The following is a 20,846-nucleotide window of genomic DNA, read 5'->3' on the forward strand; positions in this document are numbered from 1 at the left end:
AAAAATCCCTTGTTTGCACAAGGGATTTTTTTGTTTCCCTACTTCTATTTTGCGGTACACCTACAACTTAACACGGCATTATTAATAGTTTTCCCCATTTTACTGGTGCTAGCAATCACACAAAGGGGGCGCGGAGCGAATTCCGCATGCATTTACTACGTAGAAAATGGGCACGGAGCGAAATCCGCATGCATTTTCAATGTGCAAAATGGCTGCGGAGTGAAATACGAGGGGTGTTCGTGTAACACAAAGGGGGCACGGAGCGAAATCCGCATACATTTTCAATAGACAAAATGGCTCCGGAGTGAAATCCGAGGGGGCTTCGTATGGCAATAATGGGCACGGAGCGAAATCCGCATGCATTTTCGATATACAAAATAGCTCCGGAGTAAAATCCGAGGGGTCTTCGTGCGGCAATAATGGGCACGGAGCAAAATCCGCATACATTTTCGATATACAAAATGGCTCCGGAGTGAAATCCGACATCCTTTTCATCATTAAATATCTATTCCCTCTTACTCCATTTAGATTCTTCAATAACAAATGTATCTGGATTTAAAATTCAATTCACGATCGAAAGTATTCTAAAGATATTGAAAAGCAATACTGCCGCTTCCATAAAACAATCTCCCCGTAACATACCTCCTATTTGTCTGGTCTTAAGCCAGGAATTAACAAAACTTTAACGTCAGCAAACACAGCCTACCTTAGATCAATTCAAAATAAAAGAGTAATTTGTATTTTATTAAAAATATAAAACGAGAGATATGAAACATTTAATGGTTGCAATTTTCTTTTTAAGTAGTCTTACCGGATTTTCGCAGAGAGAAAAGAGCAGTGTACTGGTTGGACAAATGGCACCTAAATTCAGTGCTATTGACCAAAATGGTAATCTGATAAACAGTCAGGACATCTTGAATAATGAAGAACTGATTGTTGTTTTCTATAGAGGTGAATGGTGCCCATACTGCAATAAGCATTTAAAACTGTTAGAAGATCATGTTGCTGATTTTAAAAAAGCAGGAGCCCGATTGGTTGCCATCACTCCTGAAATACCTGTGAGCATCAGCAAAACAGTAGAAAAAACAAAAGCCGAATACTCCATTCTCTACGACAAGGATGCTATGATCATGAAGGCCTATGGTGTTGATTTTAGATTACCTGAGAAATTGCAGGAGAAATATAAAGAATACGGTATCGATCTGACAAAATCGAATGGAAACAGCGACCAGATGTTACCTGTTCCTGCAACTTATGTGATTGGTAAAGATGGTATCGTTAAATACTTTCAGTATGATCCGGATTACAAAAACCGCTCTACTCCAAAAGAAATTTTAATGCATTTGTAAATAATATTGACAAAATAAGGGGAAGCAATGAAAATTAATTCAGCCTGAAGACCTGACATATTTCAACCCTTCAGGCTGATGACTTACAGCTCCGGTATACCAGGGGCGATGCCCCTGGTTATGGAATTAGAACCTTTCAGACTCAACAAATGCTAAGTTAATTGCTTATTTCAACATTATTGTCGTTTTCTGGTAATACGTAAATCACCTTCAGGAAGGATTTTCACCCAGAATATCTCTATCCATACCAGCAATCTGCGCAACACATCAAAATACAGACTGAGGTAAAATATAATGGTAGTCAGCCATACAATTACAATATTAAACCAGAAAGTGTCAATCAAATAATTACCTAGTCTTTTTCGCGGAGCATAAAGTTGTGCTCTACCATTTTTGCTGGTTGGAATCTGAAAAACAGGGTCTTTTAGCTGAATCAATTCCTGCTTGTATTCGATGATCTTTTTTAATTCGAGCCGATTAAGAGCTATCTGTTCTATAGCTGCATTGTAGTATTTTTGCTTGTAATTGATTACCTGTTTTTTACCTCCATACTGGTTGACAAGCGAATCATATTTCTGATCTCTTTTTTCCGACATATGGTTGTATTCAACCCAACCAGATTGTTTTATATTATTGAGCCAGCTGAATATCTTTTTAGAAGAATGACGCAAGCCGATTCTGGAAAATTCCAAATCGGAAGGCATAAAATACTGATCAGCTAATTTACGTAGTTCAGTCTTCAAAAGCTTAAATTTATTATCCTCCTCCGTTTGCAACCAGGATTTATAGGTTTGCTCCAATTTCGGAATCAGGAAAGAAGAACGATAGGAATCTTCGCTCATTTTCTGATCGTAATCAAAAAATTGTTTTTCGAATTCGTTATCTCGAAACTGCTCTACTACTAAAGCTTCATAAGCCCAACGCGAGGTCATTAAATCTCCAACTATTGGCACATACTTTTGAGTGGTTATAGCAGGGTGCAATTTATTGAAATTGACTATTACTCCGGAAAAAAGCAATTGTGGAACTAATATAAAAGGAATAGAAACATAAACAGCAACAACTGAATTAAGTCCTGCCGAAAGATTCAATCCAATTAAATTAGCACATGCCGATGCAGTGTAAAGCACCAGCCAATACTCCCATGTTAATCCTTGAATCTCCAAAATGGTATTGGCAATAATCACAAATAGAAAAGTCTGTATAGCCGAAATAAGCAACATGATAATCACCTTTGAGTTGAGGTAACTCGATCGGCTTAAATTCAAAAAGGATTCCCGTTTCATGATTCTCCTATCGTGTAAGATCTCTTCGGCAGATATAATCAGACCTAAAAATAAAGCCACCACAACAGCCATAAAAATGAAAGAAGGAATATTCTCATTCTGAGAGAAGATATAAGCATTCGGATTGTCGCTGGTACCGCTGATATATTTCGTAAAATACCCCAAGATAACTGCCAAAACGGGAGCTTCCAATAGTGTAATCAACATGTATTGCCGATTACTGATTTTAGATTTAATATCTCTGGACAGATAGATCTTCAACTGCTCGAATCGTTCGGGGATACTAAAATAATTCTTCGGAATTATTTTTTTTCTTCGTGGACGCTTCACGGGATTTTTACTTTCTATATTCTCCTGATACTTCTCATACCATTCATCAGAGCTTCGTTTCCGTTTCCTGATTTGCTTACCGTATTCGTTCATCATACGAGCTTCCACAATTCGAAGTATTTGTTCCGAATTCACATTCCCGCAAGTCAAACACTCACTCTCATCTGGCTTTACGTAATTACTTTGCGTTTTAAAATAGACTACTGCATCAATTGGGTTTCCGTAATAAATCACTTTCCCACCATGATCCATAATAATCAGTTTATCCAACAGCTTAAAAATATCTGAAGATGGCTGATGTATATTGCAAAGCACCAATTTCCCTTTAATAACCTGCCTTTTTAGCAGATACATCACTTTTTCGGAGTCCATACTCGATAGTCCGGATGTTGGCTCATCCACAAATAATACCGATGGCTGTCGCATCAACTCCAAGGCAATATTCAATCTCTTTCGCTGTCCTCCACTAAGCACCTTGTTGATAGGATCGCCCACTTTTAAATCGCGAGCTTCCACCAAATCAAAATTCTCTATAGTCTGATCTATGATCTCCTCAATTTTCTCAGCAGATGTCTTATCAAAGCACAACTTGGCATTAAAATAAAGATTTTCATATACCGTAAGTTCTTCCACGAGTAAATCTTCCTGAGGTACGTATCCAATAACACCCTTTAGTTTTTCTGCATCTGCATGCAGATCGTAGCCATTAATGTATATATTACCTTGCTTCAGTGGCAGATTACCATTCAAAACATTAAGCAAGGTGGATTTTCCAGTACCACTACCTCCCATCACGCCTATCAATTGCCCTGATTCCATCTCGAAACTCACCGGATATATTCCATTATTAGATCCGGGGAATTTAAATTCCACATTTCGAACGACAAACTCTATATCCATAAGATTTTTTCGCTCAATAAAAACCGATGAAATCTGTGAATAATAGATTGGGGCAATACGCTGACTTCGTATCACAGATCCAAAAGATAAGATATAAGATCTGTCCAGCTTAATATTATGCCCATTCAAAAACAAGTTATACTCACCAAAATACTTCATTAGAAAAGTATTGGTGCTTGCCAGATGAAGAATAAAAATCCGACCCCTAAGCTTTGGTCTATAAATATGCTTTACAACTTCATGTTCAAACTTTTCGTTGCTATCAACAAGAAGAAGATATTGATTAAATAAAATGGAGTATTCATCTCCGATGATGAATTGTCTGCTATATTCAAATTCGTCTTTTGGAATTTTAAAGGTTTTGGAGACAGTCTTTACAAAATCAAGCTCTTCCGGACCAGTAAATTCCGTATCATCAATAAACTCCAGCAATTGAAGCATAATCCATACCTTCTGTTCCTGCTCAACTTCTTCCACTAATTTCGAGCATATGGATGCCACTTGTTTGTGCTTGTTTCTTATGGAGTCTTTATCATCGTTATCGTAATAGGATTCTTTTAAATACTGATCGAAATCATCCAGATAACGTTCTAACCATTCTTTACTGAATTGTTTTTCTAAATATTGCGCTACCACATCTCGGGCAGCAATTTCAAAGCCAACCTTTTGTTCATCCACAATAATGGCGAACAGCTGCATTAAGGCATTCAGTACAGATTCATTCATGTGGTTATATTCGGGTATTTATTTTGATAAGGCACTAATTTAGGTAATTTCCCTGAGCAATGGAAAAATTTGATTTTATGTTACCAAGCTTCTCCTATAATCACTCCCTACCAAGCTAAATAGTAGAAGAGATTCTTAAAATTAAGAACTTTCAAGTATGCTCGACAGAAAAGAAACAAAGGTTATCACACATCCCCTATCTTATTACAAGACAATACCTTTTAATGATTTTTAACATTTATTTAAAGTCCTTAACTAATTAATGATCTACATTTGTAATGTACTACAATAGATAGTATTTTTCATAGATTAAAGATTTAGGTTAGTAATTAGTGGTTAGAGAAAATCCCGGGGTTCATAGTCCGGGATTTTTCTTTGCATACATCTCTGGTATTTTAACCTGCAAATTTCACTTTTGTATTTCTTTAACTTTTGTTTCATCCCCTTAACGCAACCACAGCCTATATTTGTATCAGACAAAACAAGTAAGAGTTTTTTCATAGATTAGATTTAGGTTAGTAATTAGGGTTAGAGAAAATCCCGGGGGTGAGAGTCCGGGATTTTTCTTTGCATTAATCTCTGGTAGTTGAATACCAAATTTCACTTTTGTATTTCTTTAACTTTTGTTTCATCCCCTTAACGCAACCACAGCCTATATTTGTACCAGACAAAACAAGTAAGAGTTTTTTCATAGATTAGATTTAGGTTAGTAATTAGTGGTTAGAGAAAATCCCGGGGTTCATAGTCCGGGATTTTTCTTTGCATTAATCTCTGGTAGTTGAAAACCAAATTTCACTTTTGTATTTCTTTAACTTTTCTTCAATCCAATTAACGAAACCACAGCCTATATTTGTACCAGACAAAACAAGTAAGAGTTTTTTCATAGATTAAATTTAGGTTAGTAATTAGTGGTTAGAGAAAATCCCGGGGGTGAGAGTCCGGGATTTTTCTTTGTGTTAATTTAAAGGTGAAATCTTAGCCACCCAACCACCTCCTGGTGCCAAATGAATGATTTTTTTATCCTTAAAAGACACCTCTTCAATTACTTTTTTATAATCTATTGCACAACGATCTGCGTTGATACCATCTTGGTACAAAACCATTTTGTAATTTCCCTTTTTCAGGAAGGAAAGATCCACAGTCAGCTCCCGCTTGTCCCAATCGGTCATGGCACCAATATACCAATCTTTCCCTTTTCTTCTGGCAATAAGCAGATAATCCGAAATCTTGGCATCCAATACCTTTGTTTCATCCCACACAGTAGGAACCGCTGAAAGAAATTCCATACATTCCGGTTCTTTTCTGTAATTAGAAGGATTATCACACAGCATTTGTAGCGGACTTTCATATGCCACATACATGGCTAGTTGGTGACAACGCGTTCCCATACTCATAGGTCGGTTAAAAATAGGCTTGAAATTTTTCTTCTGTGCATTATTCATAGCACCAGGTGTATAATCCATAGGTCCGGCTACCATTCTCGAGAATGGTAGAATTAGATTGTGTTCCGGAGTCTGACGCATACTCCACTTGTCCTGCTCCCCACCGTTAACCCCCTCACGGGTCAAAACATTAGGATATTTTCTTCGGATTCCGGCAGGTTTGTACGATCCGTGAAAATCAACCAGCAGTTTACGTTTGGCTGCTTCCTTCGCAATTTTGTGATAATAATTCACCATCCACTGATCGTCCTTATCCATAAAATCCACCTTAATACCTTTAATACCCCACTTCTGAAACTGATCCATAGCTTCCTGCAATTGATCGTCCAAAGTTTTCCATACCACCCAAAGGATGATTCCCACTCCTTTTTCTTTGGTATAATTGGTTAGTTCCTCCATGTCTATTTCGGGAACAATCTTCAATAAATCACCCAATTCATACCATCCTTCATCCATGATGATATACTCCAATCCATATTCTGCTGCAAAATCGATATAATATTTATAGGTCTCGGTATTTACACCAGCACGAAAATCCACACCATATACATTGTTAGCATTCCACCAATCCCAGGCTACCTTACCAGGTTTAATCCACGATGGATCTTTAATCTCACAAGTATCGGCCAATAACCAGGATATTTGATTGGTGATCAAATCACCATCCTTGTCGGCAATAGCAACATATCGCCATGGAAAAGTTCTGGTTCCCTTTGTTTTGGCAATAAAATTCTTCCTTGTCTTTACAAAAACATCCCGGTCGCCCACCTGTTCGGTTTTGTCAGGATAGGCCGGAAAGCTTGCATGCAATGAATTCCCTTCTGCCCCATTGAACCACATACCGGGATAATCTTCCAGATTGCTTTCTCCAATCACCAGTTTAGGACCGTCGCCAGTATCCATTAGCACGGGAAGACTACCCAAATCCCGGGAAGACAATTCCCCAAGAGAGCTAAAATCGTAGTAAACCTGATTGTTGGAGTGAAAGCTTCTTTCCCTTGGCCAATACACCAAATTGTTACCGGGGAAGTTAAAACTGCTGGTTTCCGATTTTACTGTTATCTCGTCAGGAAATCGAGTTTCGAACCGATAGGCAATCCCATTATTATAAGCTCGAAATACAAGATCGAAATTTTGTTCAAAGGATAATTTTAACTCCTTGTAATTCTCTGTTATGATTTTATTTTTTTCACAAATCTCAGGTTTGATTTCCCGATTTACATTATTAGTACTCTTTTTTCTTACTACCGGATTTTCACCCAATATTCTTCCCCCTTCGAGTTCCATGGCAATGAAGGTGGTATCAATCAAAAGAGACTGATTGTGTTTTACGGTAAAACTTAATTCTTTTCCCGCCTGAACCGTAATAATTGTTTTCTTATCTGGCGATTGCAGTTTATATTCCTTTGCGTATGTTACCCCAATAAACAGGCAAAGCGAAAGCAAACAGATTAGCTTTTTATTCATAGCTTGTTCTTATTTTGTTAGTTCTAGAATTTGTTCTTTAAATGGTGTTGGATTAGCAGAAATCCACACTTCAGGTTTAAAATTGATATTCTTCTCGTCGTAACCCATTACATAAACTTCTATTTTTTTCCCCTTCATGGTTTTATCCAAAGGAAGATAGTAGGTATAATTACTGTCGCTTCTGGAATTTACATATTCCCAGGTATTGGAAGGAAAAGAAACACTTCTGTCGGGGCAACCTATAAGTTTTCCTCCAATTTTAGCAGCGGCATAAGCTCCTTCAATGCCATGTTTTCCGTTAAGAGCAATGGACAGATAACTTCCTTCAGGAATCTCATCCAGTTTGAAATTTGCTTTCCAGGTCTTTTGTGCTTTCATCCTATCCGGATGAGCAAAAAGATTAGAGGCTCTCCATTTACTTCTGTCAAGTTTTTTTCCATTTTTCCAAGCTTCGATTTCCACAATTCTTCCCGGTTGAGATCTCAACCTTAGGTAACGCATGGGTTCATTCACATCGATTACCATTTTTTTACCTGCATAATAAGTAATTGTTTTCCATGTTTTTAGATCGGAAGATACCTCGGCATAGTTTCCTTCATCACGCAACAAAGGTTGAAGTGAGAATTCATCAGGAACCATAATCACCAGCTTATCCACATCGGTAATTGCACCCAGATCCAAACGAAAACAGCCACCCTTTACTTTTTGATCGATATTGTATTTTCTGCTTGGCCAGAAACCGGTATTTAAATCCCCATCAAAAAGATTCTTGTCCCAAATACCCCGCTCCACAAATACTTCTTGTTTAAAGAAAGCATCTCGGGCTTTTTGAACCACGGGAATACTGGTTTTCCCGGATCGAAAAAGAGAACGAACTTCCAATGCATTGTTATCTGCAGCAAAACAAGTTGCTTCGTACAATGCTTTAGCATCTTCCGGAACTACCGCTTCTTTCATATCAGCCAATTTGCGGTGAGGTGAATATTCCAGTTTTTTTCCGGAAAACATCACTTTTAAGCTCTTCCCCTTTAGGAGGGAATTTACCGTCTTTCCATTCAATTGTGCTGATATAAATTGGGAAGGATTTGATAGTTTTATATTTGATGTAGTTCCGGGCATTCCTAATACCTTTATCAATACCGGTTTGCCTGAGATATTTTGAACCACTTCATAATCACAACCAGTTAAACCCGGTTCATCACAATTTTTTGTAGTAGCCATCAAAAGACAGGTACGAAATGGAGCTACCTGAATGCTTACCTCATCGCCATTATTAAAGCTTCCCAAAATTCTTTCGGTAGGATGAAACTGTCGCAATTGAATTTTACCTTCCGATTCCAAACCAATTTCCTGATCTAATTTTACGGTATAGATAATTGGTTTCCATGTCAGGTTACGCAGCGTAATCAAACGAGTATTGTCATCTCCTCTTGAAACGGCAAATTTCCCATACTTCTCTTCCGGAAGCACTATTCCCTGAACCAGAATTTCCCTGTATTTGCGATGTAAATTAAAGATTCGGGATAGTTTGGGATATTCATCATCGCGCAGCAACCATGGATTTCCATAAATCTCCGGAGCCAGAATCAGACTTCGGTTGAATGCCTGCAAAATCAGATCATCATCCCAATAATCCAGACAGGAAGAAATACATACCCCATGATCTTCTGTTAGTCTCTTCAATCCGGAGACCAATCCTCTTGAAAGAGCACCAGCCCTATGGTGAGGAGCCGTTATTTCATTTGAAGTAAATACATCGATATAGGTTTCCTGTCCTCCCCACAAAAATGTTGTTGCATAAGCTTTAGCCTTATCCAATCCCAGGCGATGGTTGAGCAAAATCAAATCGGGACTGTAAATCCGACAAGCTTTCATCATTTCAACGAATGCATCTTCCTTTTCAGGTCTCAAGGGACCACAAACTGCATCAAATTTAAAAAGTTCAAACTCATAATTCTTGCAAAGACTTACCATCTGGTTGATTCGGGACTGTTTTTCGGTTTCGGTATCTCCAAAGCCATCAGGCCCTCCCCAAACCCCCAGGCGAGTCCCCATGCTTTTTGCCTTTTGATATATGGGAGTAAATCCATTCGGAAATTGCTTATTGAATCGTTTCGAATGAATACTGCCATAGAATCTTTTTCCATCAATAGCACCGGCATCGAAAGCATAAATATCCAAAATCATCCCATACTCATTGTGAAGCCACTGGAAAAAATCCAGATTAATCAGACTTTGTTCTTCGGTAGCACCTTCATTGGTATTATTGATCCATGAAAAATACTGTGCTCTGGAAGGACTTTTTTCATCCGCACCCGGGAAAACCTTTTCCTGCCCCATTAAATTTTGGAAGAAACACCAAAACATCACTAGTACTATTATTTTTCTCATCTGCTTACATTTTTTATTCTAAAGCGATCTGAAACTCAGGTTATCGGGAATCAGATATAAAGGCATCTCAAAAAACCTTTCTCTTGGCTTTAGCCTACAACTTTTCATATATACTCTTGGCAATTTTTTGTGATGCTTACTTTATGTTTCGCAAACAACACACTTTTTTAAATTCATTTCAAGTCCCGGGGCAATACCCCGGGACTTGATGTTGCAACTAATTACGACTTTTTCCTACCATCCGGAATTTTGTTCGATATGCGTAACATCGATTTCCGCTTGTGGAATAGGCCATAGATAGTCTTTATTCACATCAAATGAACGTACTCCCCACGAAAGGGTAACCTCTCCTCCTGAATCAGGATCGGTATAAGTAAGTCCTTTGGGTACACCAGGCATCACATTCTCAGCAATTTTCCATCTGCGAATATCCATCAAGCGCAATCCTTCAAATGCCAATTCCACTCTTCTTTCCCGTCGCACAATTGTTCTCAATTGATCCTGAGATTTTCCGGCAGTAACGGAAGGCATATTCACATCGGCTCGTTGACGCACTTCATTAATTGCATCATAAACAGATTGATCAATATCGTTAGCCTCTACCTTTGCCTCGGCATAAGTCAGAAGAACCTCGGCATATCTTATCAGGATAAAATGAATGGCTCCATTCCAATAGTCACCATTATCAATATCGTCCTCCGAGATATATTTCAACCAGTTGTATCCGGTAGCTGTTTTATTCCATTGCCCGTTTGTACCGTCCGTTAAGTCATCGCCGGGGACAATTTCCTTTCCGGGATATGTAGCACCCGGGATAGTATTGAAAACACCACCCCGCCAATCATGTCCGGGATACAATACAGTATAAGTTAATCGGGGATCGCGATTTGCATAGGGATTATTCGGATCAAATAAAGACGACTGATCAATGGTATTTCCATCGGTACACTCATAGGTGTCGATTAGCGATTGCATTGGGCAACCACTACTCCATCCTCCCACTGAATTGGGACCATAGTTCTGCATGGTAAAATTCCATTGCTTTTCCTTCATCTCCTGAAGGTCGAAAATCACCTCCGAATTGTTGATTCCCTGGTAAGTAAACATATCCTCGTAGCTTGGATAAATGGTGTAAACACCAAGATCCATAACTTCTTTGGCCGCAGTTGCAGCTTCTTCCCACTTCTCCTGATAAAGCAAAATCCGGGCTTTTAAAGAAAGTGCAGCTCCTTTGGTAACGCGTCCCAAATCATCACTGGAATAAGACGTTGGCAAATCGTTGGCAGCTTCTGTTAAATCAGTAAGGATGGCATTCATGATTACTGTTTTATCCGTTCTCTTACATTCTTCGGCAGCTACTTTTTCTCCCTCAGCACCTTCGGTTGGAGCACAATCATCAGGATTGATACTATTGGTTAAAAAAGGAACATCCCCAAAGAGATAAACCAAATCAAAATAGAAGTAAGCTCTTAAAAATTTTGCTTCTCCAAGCAATCGAGCTTTCAGTTCTGCAGAAATATCTGTTACACCATCTGCACCTTCCAGAATTCGATTCACTCTCTGAATTCCCCTGTAGCGTTCTTTCCATCTGGTTTCAACATACCCATCGTAGGAAGAAGCAGTTCCATCTGCCAATCGATAACCAGCATTCCAGGAATGATGATCCAAAGCATTATCAGTTAAAGCTTCGATACGAAGCAAATCGGTTGAATATCCGTAATCTGTGCCCCAACTATTAAAACCAATAGAAGCATAAGCAGCATTTACAGCATAAATTAAATCTTTCTCCTGGGTGAAGAAATTTGCGGAGGACACCTGATCGCTTGGTGAACGCTCCAAAAAATCATCACTACAGCCTGCCAACACAAATAGTAAAGCACAAGCCAGACCAATTATATTTTTTTTCATCGTATTTTCCTTTATGAATTTTTCGAACTTGTTAATTGTATTCCTCTTAGAATCGAACTTGCACACCAAATGTATAAGTAGATACCGGAGGATAATAATTTGGTCTTCCATCGTAGGTTTCCGGATCCAAACCTGATTCTACATCAGTAATAGTGAACAGATTGGTGCCACCAACATAAAATCTCAATTTCTCGATTTTCCATCTTTCCAATAACGATTTAGGAAGAGAGTAACCTATTTGCAGGTTTTTCATTCTGATATAAGAAGCATCACGAATCCAAAAATCATTGTACAGATAATTATTCTTGTTCGAAGCAGCTTCCAAGCGTGGGAAAGTAGCATCCGGGTTATCCGGAGTCCAGCGATCCAACACCCTTTTGGTAGTGAATATCTCGTAAGCAGGACCTTCGTTAGGTGCTCCATAGAAGTAGTTTTCTGCCTTTAGAACACCTTGGAAAAAGGCAGAAAAATCAAAGCCTTTGTATTCGGCATATAAATTCATCCCTACAGTATAGTGAGGAATAGGAGAACCAATTACCTTACGATCCTCATCATTTATCTCCCCATCGCCATTCTGATCTACCAATTTAATATCACCCGGTTTTAGTTCCGATTGGTTGGGTTGAACAGCATGCTCGTCAATTTCAGCCTGAGACTGGAATAAACCATCCGACTCGTATCCGTAAAAAGAATTTAGAGCTTCCCCTTCTTTTAGGATGGACCATCCACTGATGGAAGGTTCGTTTCCGGCAAAGTCAACCAATTCATTCTTCACATCCGAAATATTAAAACCCACAGAATAATGGAAATCGTTGATTTGGTTTCTGTGAGTGATGGAAAGTTCCCATCCAGTATTCCTCACCTTACCGGCATTGGTTTCTGATGCCCCCAAACCAGTTAAATAGGATATAGGCAATACCAGTAATACATCTTTGGTATCCTTGCGGTACCAATCGGCCACAAGTTCGATCTTACTATCGAAAAGGGATAAGTCAAATCCAAAATCGATCATTTCGGTTGTTTCCCAGGTTACATCTGTATTGGCAAAGTACCATTGTGAATACCCATTCACCTCATTATCATTAAAATTATAAGGAAAATCGGCATAAACTGTAGAGGTAAACTTATAGTTACCAATATTTTGATTTCCCAACTGTCCCCAGCTACCTCTTAATTTTAGGTTATTTATTACATCAAGAGAAGACATAAAATCCTCTTCGGACATTCTCCATCCTGCTGAGAAAGAAGGAAAGATGCCCCATTTATGTCCTTTGGCAAAACGAGAAGATCCATCGTAACGGATATTTCCTTCCAACAGATATTTCCCCTTATAGGAATAATTGATTCGTCCCAGGTAAGATAACAATGCCCAGTCTGTTTTATAGCCTTTATTCGTTTGCCCTTCGGCATCACCGGTATTTAGTTCCACATAGTCGTTGCTATAAATATTATTACGACGACCTTCCAAAAGATAAGCCTTATTTTCGGTGACATCCACACCTCCCAGCATATGGATACTATGATCTCCAAAAGTCTTATTGTAATCCAATAATCCTCTTAAATTGATTTCCTGCTGAGTCCAGCGTCCATCCAACAACTTGCTTGGCGACCATTTTTGAATCACATTATCAGGATTCTCCGGATCTCTAAAATCGTATGCCGCCGTATAATTCTTATATCTGTTATTATTACTCTTATAGGAAATATCGGTTTTTAAGGTCAGTCCATCTATCATTTCCAGATCTGCACCAACTTTCATATTTAATGCTTCATTCACAGATTCATTCATTCCACCTACTTCCAGACAAGCCAAAGCATTGGTATTATCCTTATTCAAACCATATACTCCATTCGGATATTTTAATACTGTAACCGGCGAAGTTCCAACCATTGCTCCAATAGCACTACCCAGTCTGTTTGGTTTTTCATTATCTCTTCTGTTAAAAGAAACATCAGCTCTCAATTTCAGATTTTCTTTCACCTGAAAATCAGTATTCAAGCGAAAACCATATCGTTTCGAATTTACATTTTTCAACATCCCGTCCTGATTCATATGATTCAAGGATAGAGCAATCTTTGATTTCTCGTTTCCTCCGCTTATGCGAACAGATTGATTCAATACAGGAGCTGTCTCGAACAACTCTTTAAACAAATTCACATAGGGATAATTGATAGGATCGTTTCCTGCTACCGTATTTCGAATGTAATCATCCGAATATTTCGGATTCATCCCTGCATTTACCAGTGCCTCGTTCACTAAATTCAGATAATCCTCGGCACCAACCAATTCGGGTAAGGTTGCCGGCGTTTGCCATCCGTAATATCCGTTATAATCGACTCTAAATTCACCTGCAGCACCTCTTTTGGTGGTGATCAGAATTACCCCATTGGCAGCTTTAGCTCCATAAATAGAAGAGGATGCTGCATCTTTCAGAATAGATATGCTTTCAATGTCATTTGGATTAACATCATTCATAGGCATTTCGATTCCATCCACCAAAACAAGGGGAGCAACCGACGCAGCAATAGAAGCAATCCCGCGAATGTTGATATTCAAATTTTCTTCTCCGGGAACACCTCCACGGTCGATAATGGTTACTCCGGTTGAAACACCTTGCAAAGCCTGGCGAACATCTGCCATAGGTTTCTTCACCATCTCGTCGCCTTTCACTGCCGATACCGATCCGGTAAGATTAGCTTTTTTCTGAGTTCCATAACCAACAACAACAACTTCGTCGAGCCCCAACACATCCTCTTCAAGAGTAACATTAATTGTGGATTGCTTAGCAACAGGAACCTCCTGATCGAGATAACCAATAAAACTAAAGATTAAGCTCCCGTCTACTGGTGCCATCAATTTATAATTCCCGTCAAAATCGGTAATAGTACCTGTGGTTGTTCCTTTTACAATGATATTTACACCGATTAAGGACTCCCCGTTTTTGTCCACCACCTTTCCCTGTACTTTTTTTTCCTGAGTTTGTTGTGCAGTTAGTTCTGCTTTTTCATAATTGGACATTGCAAATGCCGGTGTTCCTGTAACAAAAAATACAGCGCAACACAAGCTTGCGATCCATGAAAAACTTTTCTTTAGAAGACTGCTTTGCCTTGCTAAACTTCTTGAGATTTCTTTCATAAACTTTAGGTTAGATAAAAAATTAATACAACTTACTTTCCGGGGATGGTGGGAGCATTCCCAAGCATATTTATCTTGTATTCCTCTCTCAATCGAATTATACAAGATTCTTAGAGTCTCTTTAAGACCTCTCAAAACACGGTATTCTGGGGGGGAAATGATTGTACAGACTGACCAAAATTGAGTACTAAATGACCAATTGCCATTAAAACGATAATCCGAAACCGAAAATAATATCAGATAAATAAAAAAGGAATAAACCAGAATCGATTAAGACAATTCTTTTTTGAATCAATCCTTAATTAAGCAAATCCAACTTTATTAGAAACAAAGGCCTATTCACAGATATGATCTTCCGCGTCAAAGGAAATACCGTCCGATTCAGAGATATAGTCTTCCGTAACACAAGGATTGCCATCCGTGACACAGATATGGTCTTCCGTAACACGGATATTGCCTTCCGTAACATAAATATGGCCTTCCGTAACATAAGGATTGCCGTCCGATTCGTTCGGAACAAGAAACCTGTGACGCGGAAAACCAAAAGTTTGATACGGAAGTACAAATTGTTGATGCGGAATAATAAGAATCTGTCGCGGATTAGGTTTCTTCTGACCCGGAACAAGACTTCTGTGATGCTGAATAGTGGAAATCCTGATATTATGCCGGTTTGCAGCAATAAGTATCGTAATGTTCTTTGTATTCCGAAGGAGCAATACCAAATTGTTGTTTAAAGCAACGAGTAAAATAAGATGGTGAATTAAAGCCTACATCGTAGGCAATTTCATTAACACTTAATTTAGATTCAACTAGTAATTTACTTGATTTCCAGAGCCGGATGAAGCGAATCAATTCGTTGGGAGACAAATCGGTGATGGTTTTAAGCTTACGGTAAAAATTTGATTTACTCATCTGCATGCCCGCATATAGCTCATTTACCCCGTAGGAGTTGTTAGACAGATTATCTTCGATGATTAGAATTGCCTTCTGCATAAAATCATCTTTCATCCATTCCTTATGAATCTTATCTTCGGGAGTTTCGGGCAGACTAATACTTTCATCCTCCTCTCCTGCAACATGAGATAGCAGCATCTGCCTTGTTCTCCAATACCAAAGAGAACCACCGGTCAATATAATAAGGAAAATGAACCACAAAGTTATATTAGCATTCAACGAATTCTTTATTTGAAATTGGAATGATTTATAATCCTTATTCATTATCCCATCTGCATTAACCGCACTAATATCCAACTGATAAGATCCTTTCCCCAGAGAAGAAAAATCAAGAACTGAATGATTCCCGGAAAGATATTTCCAGCTTGAATCGGGATGAGAAAACCGATAGGCAATACCATTTTCTGCCTGATGATTAAAGGAATAATTATACACTTCAAAGACTGAGGGGTTATCGTGTTTCCCTTGTATTACCTCAAATAAAGGTTTGGGGAGATAACTGTTTGCTGAAGGGATAATGGAAACCACACCATCATTGCTTCCCCAATAAAATTCTCCGCTAAAACTATGTAATAGTTTAGCATGGTTAAAACTATTGGCTTTCGATCCACCAGGTATTTGATAATCTGCAAACAATTTGCTTTGCGGGTCGAATCGGTATATTCCCATTCTGGATCCCAACCAAAATTGTCCCTCTTTATCTTTTCCTATGGATGTAAATTCAATGACTTTCTCAGGAGGATTATAAAAATGAGGCTTCGTATTCTCATCATTAATCAAGGCTAATCCTTTAGAGGTAGCAGCCCACACATCATTATTATCTCCAAAATAGAAATCGGAAACTTCCATACCCAATTCTATCTTTTTTTGATTGTGATACAGCTCCATATAAGAAGACAGAATCCATATATTACTTAAAGAATCCAACTTAACGTTGATAGAAGGAATACTATCAATTTTCACCATGATCTGATCATCAAATCCGTAAACAAAAGTTCCTTTAGATGAACAGATATATAATTTTTCATCAAATCGCTTTAATGCATAGATGTAATCCTCTTTCTCCAAACCAACTTCCGATGAAAACAAACGTCCGGAAGCATACAATTTCGAAAAATCCTTAGAACTATATTTTGCAGTTATAATTCCCTTAAATCTGGTTCCGATATAAAGTGTATTCTGATACTGCAATATGGCTTCAATAAAAAGACTATCCGAACGAACACCAGAAATTGTAACAGGTATCAATTCCTTTTTCTTTTCATCCAGATAATGCAATCCTTTACCGGAGGTTCCTATCCATATGTTTCCATCCTCTCCCTGCGCCAAAGCATTTATATACCCGGCTTCCGGTTCGCTGGATTGTATGGTGCTTTTATATTTATTAAAAGTGATCTTCTTCCTGTCAATTTTATCCAAACCAGCACGATTGGTTCCAATCCATAATGCTCCGGAGAGATCCCGAAACAATACATTTATCTGAGCGTCGTAATAATCGTTCAGTATCTCATTATCCCGGCTGATATAATCTTTCAAGACAAATTTACTCCCTCTTTGGTACACTTGCTGAATAAAATCACCATGTGTCCCTAAAAGAATCTCGTTCTGCTGTGATAGGATTAAGGAGGAAAAAGAACCTCTAATCTCAAGATTAAATTTTTTATTTTGTTGGAGCCAAAGCCCTTTCTCTGTAAGAACAACAGGAGTTCCATCACTTTTAAATTGAATAGACAGCACCTTTTCCTTTTGCAATTCCGGATAAACAGGAGACAGACTTAAAACCGAATCTTTCAATTTGGCTTCCCATATTCCCTGCTCCTCACTTCCCAAGCATATCTTTCCTTCCGGAGAAATTTGTTTACAGCTAATAGAATGATTATCGCGTATTATAGCAGTATGCGTTTGGGGTTCGTATTCATAAATACCCGATTGAGTACCAATAAAAGCTCTGTTATTTATCCTAAACAATGCGCTTACCGAAGCACTTCCCTGATTAGAAAAAAAGAGTGGAGTAAAACTTCTATCGTGCACCGAAAAAAGGAGATTCCCCTTATCTGTACCTAAAATCAATTGCTTATTATCGATTCTATCGATAAAATGAATGGCATATCCCATTAAAGAATCAGTAACAGGATAACTTATAAATTCACTACCATTATAACTACATAAACCTTCATAAGTTCCAATCCACATCATCCCGCAAGAATCCTGAAAAAGCGAGAGTATGGTATTATTGGCAACCCCATGTTCGGTTGTGAATTTAGATAGTTTTTGAAAATACTGAGTAGCCTGTAGTTCCGAACTACAGATAAAGAGATAAACAACAATGTAAGTGACGATTCTTCTGTGCATCCTAATTCTTTTCCTAAAATCTAAAGATAAGAAAAACAAGAAAGGCTCCCAATCTCCCACATTGTATGAGCCAATCTTGTAACGCATCTAAATTGAAAATTTTTTCTGAATTTTATGCAATTATACAAACTACATTTCTTCAGCGAGTACGCTATACATTCCTATTTCTACGTAATTTAAAGAATCATAAATTTCAGTTTAATCTTCTCGTAAAGCAAGAGAAATTAAGCTTTCCATGCTTGTACAAACTGACCAAAATAGCATACAAACTGACCATATGCACCTTCAAATACCAGTCTCATGCTTTTTAATACAAAATAGAATATTTATATCTTTATCCGGAACCAATATATTTTACAAGGATGGAAAAAACAAGATGTGCTTGGGCAGGAAGCAATCCGTTATATAAGAGCTACCACGACACAGAATGGGGAGTTCCCCTTCATGATGATCAAATGCTGTTTGAGTTTTTGATTTTGGAAGGAGCTCAGGCCGGATTAAGTTGGATAACCATCCTGCGCAAGAGAGAAAACTACCGGGAAGCTTTCGATAATTTTGATCCAAATATTATTGTGGATTATACAACATCAAAAGTAGAAGAATTGATGCAAAATGAGGGCATTGTCCGCAATCGCCGAAAGATTGAAGCCACCATTAAAAATGCCAAAGCATTTCTGGAAGTTCAGCGCGAATTTGGCAGTTTCAATGAATATATCTGGAGCTTTACAGATGGAAAGAGCATCATAAATCGCTGGAAGGATTTATCCGAATTACCGGCATCAACTAAGGAATCGATTGCCATGAGTAAGGATTTGAAGAAAAGAGGATTCACCTTTGTCGGACCAACCATCTGCTATGCTTTTATGCAGGCTACAGGTATGGTAAACGACCATACCACAGATTGTTTTTTATACAAAAATCATCTTCAGAATAAATAAAAGTTTCACCCCTTATCAGGGATATACATAAACTATTTCGCATAGCCCACTTTAAAAAGTACGGTTATTCAAATTTAACCACTTCGTGGTATATTATATTTACTATCTATAAATCATCGAGGTAAAAAAGGAGGTTGATTCATTTGAAACAAGCTCCTTTTGTTCTAGTCTATAAAATACTTAACCCAGGACTTAGTGTTTATGCCCGTCCATTTCCTTCATTTTCATATCCGATTTACCTCTTTCGTACTGGCAACATCCGGGAAGATTATTATATGCCTCGTCTGATGCCTTGTGCATTTCAGTATCATGACCTGCTTTTGCAATGGCCATGTGCACTTGATGCACATTCACTTTTGTGCTATCAAAAGAAACTGCTATCATCTTTGTCTCCTTGTTCCAATCTGCTTGAGATACGCCATCAACCGACAATGCAGCCTTCTCAATACGATTTTCGCACGAACTGCAATTTCCAAACACTTTAAATTTTTCTGTTTTTACCTGAGCGGATAAAGTGAATACACTCCCTAAAAACAATGCTACAACTCCTAAAAATTTCAATTTCATAATTTCTAAATTTTAATAATTACAATACTATTACTTATTACAACAAGAAGCGCCACTAACTTTCTTGTGACGAGTGCATCCTGAATTTCCTGGTGTACTCTCAGCGGCATTTTGATTACCTACAGTTCTTGTATATCGACAACAAGAAGGCAATTTATTATAATTCTCATCTTTTGCGATATGCATATCTGTATCGTGTCCAGCTTCTGCAATAGCAAATTGAATTTTGTGCATATCTGTTTTTGAGCTATCAAAAGTGATCTCTGCTATTTTAGACTCTTTGTCCCAATTAGCATTAGAAACTCCCTCAACAGACAATGCGGCCTTTTCTATTCTACTCTTACACATATCGCATTTCCCATTCACACCAAACTTAACAGTTTGATTTTGGGCTACTACACCACTTATTCCTATAAGCATTAGGAAAGCCAGATTTAATACTTTTTTAATCATCATTTTAAATTTTCTTTGATTGTTTTAAATATTGATATTAATTACGCTTTTCAAAAAACTACACTTATTACCTTAATCGTTTTTCTATTCTTCAACATTCCTATCACTAAATTATTTTAGAATAAAATGTCACCTTTTAAATTAATGCTCATGAGTATGGTTATGCTCTTCATGTTCATGTGTATCCTTAGAATTATCTTTAATAATTTTTTTCATTGGAACAACTCCTGCACCATTCTCATATACCATTTTTCCTCCTAAATGAGCGGAATAAGCAAGAATACCCGAGGAAAAAATCAAAAAAAGCACAATCGATATAAATTCAATTTTACCCATCTTTGATTTTCGAATCAGCATCCATACAAATGAAACTAAGAACAGACTTGTGAAAATAATTCCCAATAGTTCATGTGTCTCCATTAATTCATGAATAGCCTCATTGTGAACTAAAACACTTTCTTCATAATAACCAGTAATAATTGCTAAAACAGCACCTAATAAACCAAATCCTAAATTCCACAACAAAATTTCCTTTAATAAATTTCTTCTACTCGGAGATAGTAATGCAATAATTCCCACTAAAGCTGCAATCATGAATAAAGCAAGCGGAAAATGTACTATTCTTGGGTGTATTGGTATCATAATTT

Annotated in this window: 11 protein-coding genes; 2 read left to right on the forward strand and 9 right to left on the reverse strand. The window is 37.8% G+C overall.

Annotation, left to right across the window (positions count from 1 at the left end; genetic code table 11):
- The first annotated feature begins 767 nt into the window (after positions 1–767).
- A complete protein-coding gene (locus DLK05_RS02520) occupies positions 768–1,349 on the forward strand; it encodes a peroxiredoxin-like family protein (protein WP_127342412.1) in 582 nt (193 codons plus the stop codon).
- 176 nt (positions 1,350–1,525) lie between these two features.
- Here the strand turns inward: DLK05_RS02520 and DLK05_RS02525 are convergent, their stop codons facing one another.
- From DLK05_RS02525 to DLK05_RS02550, 6 genes are all read right to left on the reverse strand, one after another.
- Positions 1,526–4,591 (reverse strand): ATP-binding cassette domain-containing protein, encoded by a 3,066-nt coding sequence (locus tag DLK05_RS02525; protein WP_127342413.1) that lies wholly within the window; start codon positions 4,589–4,591, stop codon positions 1,526–1,528.
- A 956-nt stretch (positions 4,592–5,547) separates the two neighbouring features.
- Complete coding sequence (locus tag DLK05_RS02530; protein ID WP_127342414.1) at positions 5,548–7,500, reverse strand: glycoside hydrolase family 97 protein; 1,953 nt, start codon at positions 7,498–7,500, stop codon at positions 5,548–5,550.
- Between the two features lie 9 nt (positions 7,501–7,509).
- Entirely contained in the window at positions 7,510–9,891 is a 2,382-nt protein-coding gene (locus DLK05_RS02535; RefSeq protein WP_127342415.1) for a hypothetical protein, read from the reverse strand.
- A gap of 234 nt (positions 9,892–10,125) precedes the next feature.
- Positions 10,126–11,799, reverse strand: a complete 1,674-nt coding sequence (locus DLK05_RS02540; RefSeq protein ID WP_209319672.1) for a RagB/SusD family nutrient uptake outer membrane protein — start codon at positions 11,797–11,799, stop codon at positions 10,126–10,128.
- A 46-nt stretch (positions 11,800–11,845) separates the two neighbouring features.
- The gene (locus DLK05_RS02545) at positions 11,846–14,935 is read right to left on the reverse strand and encodes a SusC/RagA family TonB-linked outer membrane protein (RefSeq protein WP_127342417.1); all 3,090 of its coding nucleotides are present in this window, start codon (positions 14,933–14,935) and stop codon (positions 11,846–11,848) included.
- 660 nt (positions 14,936–15,595) lie between these two features.
- Entirely contained in the window at positions 15,596–18,241 is a 2,646-nt protein-coding gene (locus DLK05_RS02550; protein WP_209319673.1) for a helix-turn-helix domain-containing protein, read from the reverse strand.
- Positions 18,242–18,603: 362 nt separating this feature from the next.
- On the opposite strand from DLK05_RS02550, the gene DLK05_RS02555 reads away from it, so the two are divergent.
- Positions 18,604–19,179: a DNA-3-methyladenine glycosylase I gene (locus DLK05_RS02555; RefSeq protein WP_127342419.1), complete on the forward strand. Its 576-nt coding sequence runs from the start codon at positions 18,604–18,606 to the stop codon at positions 19,177–19,179.
- Between the two features lie 192 nt (positions 19,180–19,371).
- Here DLK05_RS02555 and DLK05_RS02560 read toward each other — a convergent pair whose 3' ends face one another.
- The 3 genes from DLK05_RS02560 to DLK05_RS02570 form a co-directional block, all read right to left on the reverse strand.
- A complete protein-coding gene (locus DLK05_RS02560) occupies positions 19,372–19,746 on the reverse strand; it encodes a heavy-metal-associated domain-containing protein (protein WP_127342420.1) in 375 nt (124 codons plus the stop codon).
- 30 nt (positions 19,747–19,776) lie between these two features.
- Positions 19,777–20,199, reverse strand: coding sequence for a heavy-metal-associated domain-containing protein (locus DLK05_RS02565; RefSeq protein ID WP_127342545.1), 423 nt, complete (start codon positions 20,197–20,199; stop codon positions 19,777–19,779).
- A 141-nt stretch (positions 20,200–20,340) separates the two neighbouring features.
- A complete protein-coding gene (locus DLK05_RS02570) occupies positions 20,341–20,841 on the reverse strand; it encodes a DUF2231 domain-containing protein (RefSeq protein ID WP_127342421.1) in 501 nt (166 codons plus the stop codon).
- Positions 20,842–20,846 lie beyond the last annotated feature (5 nt).

This window comes from Ancylomarina longa (genome assembly GCF_003996985.1).
Classification (GTDB): domain Bacteria; phylum Bacteroidota; class Bacteroidia; order Bacteroidales; family Marinifilaceae; genus Ancylomarina_A; species Ancylomarina_A longa.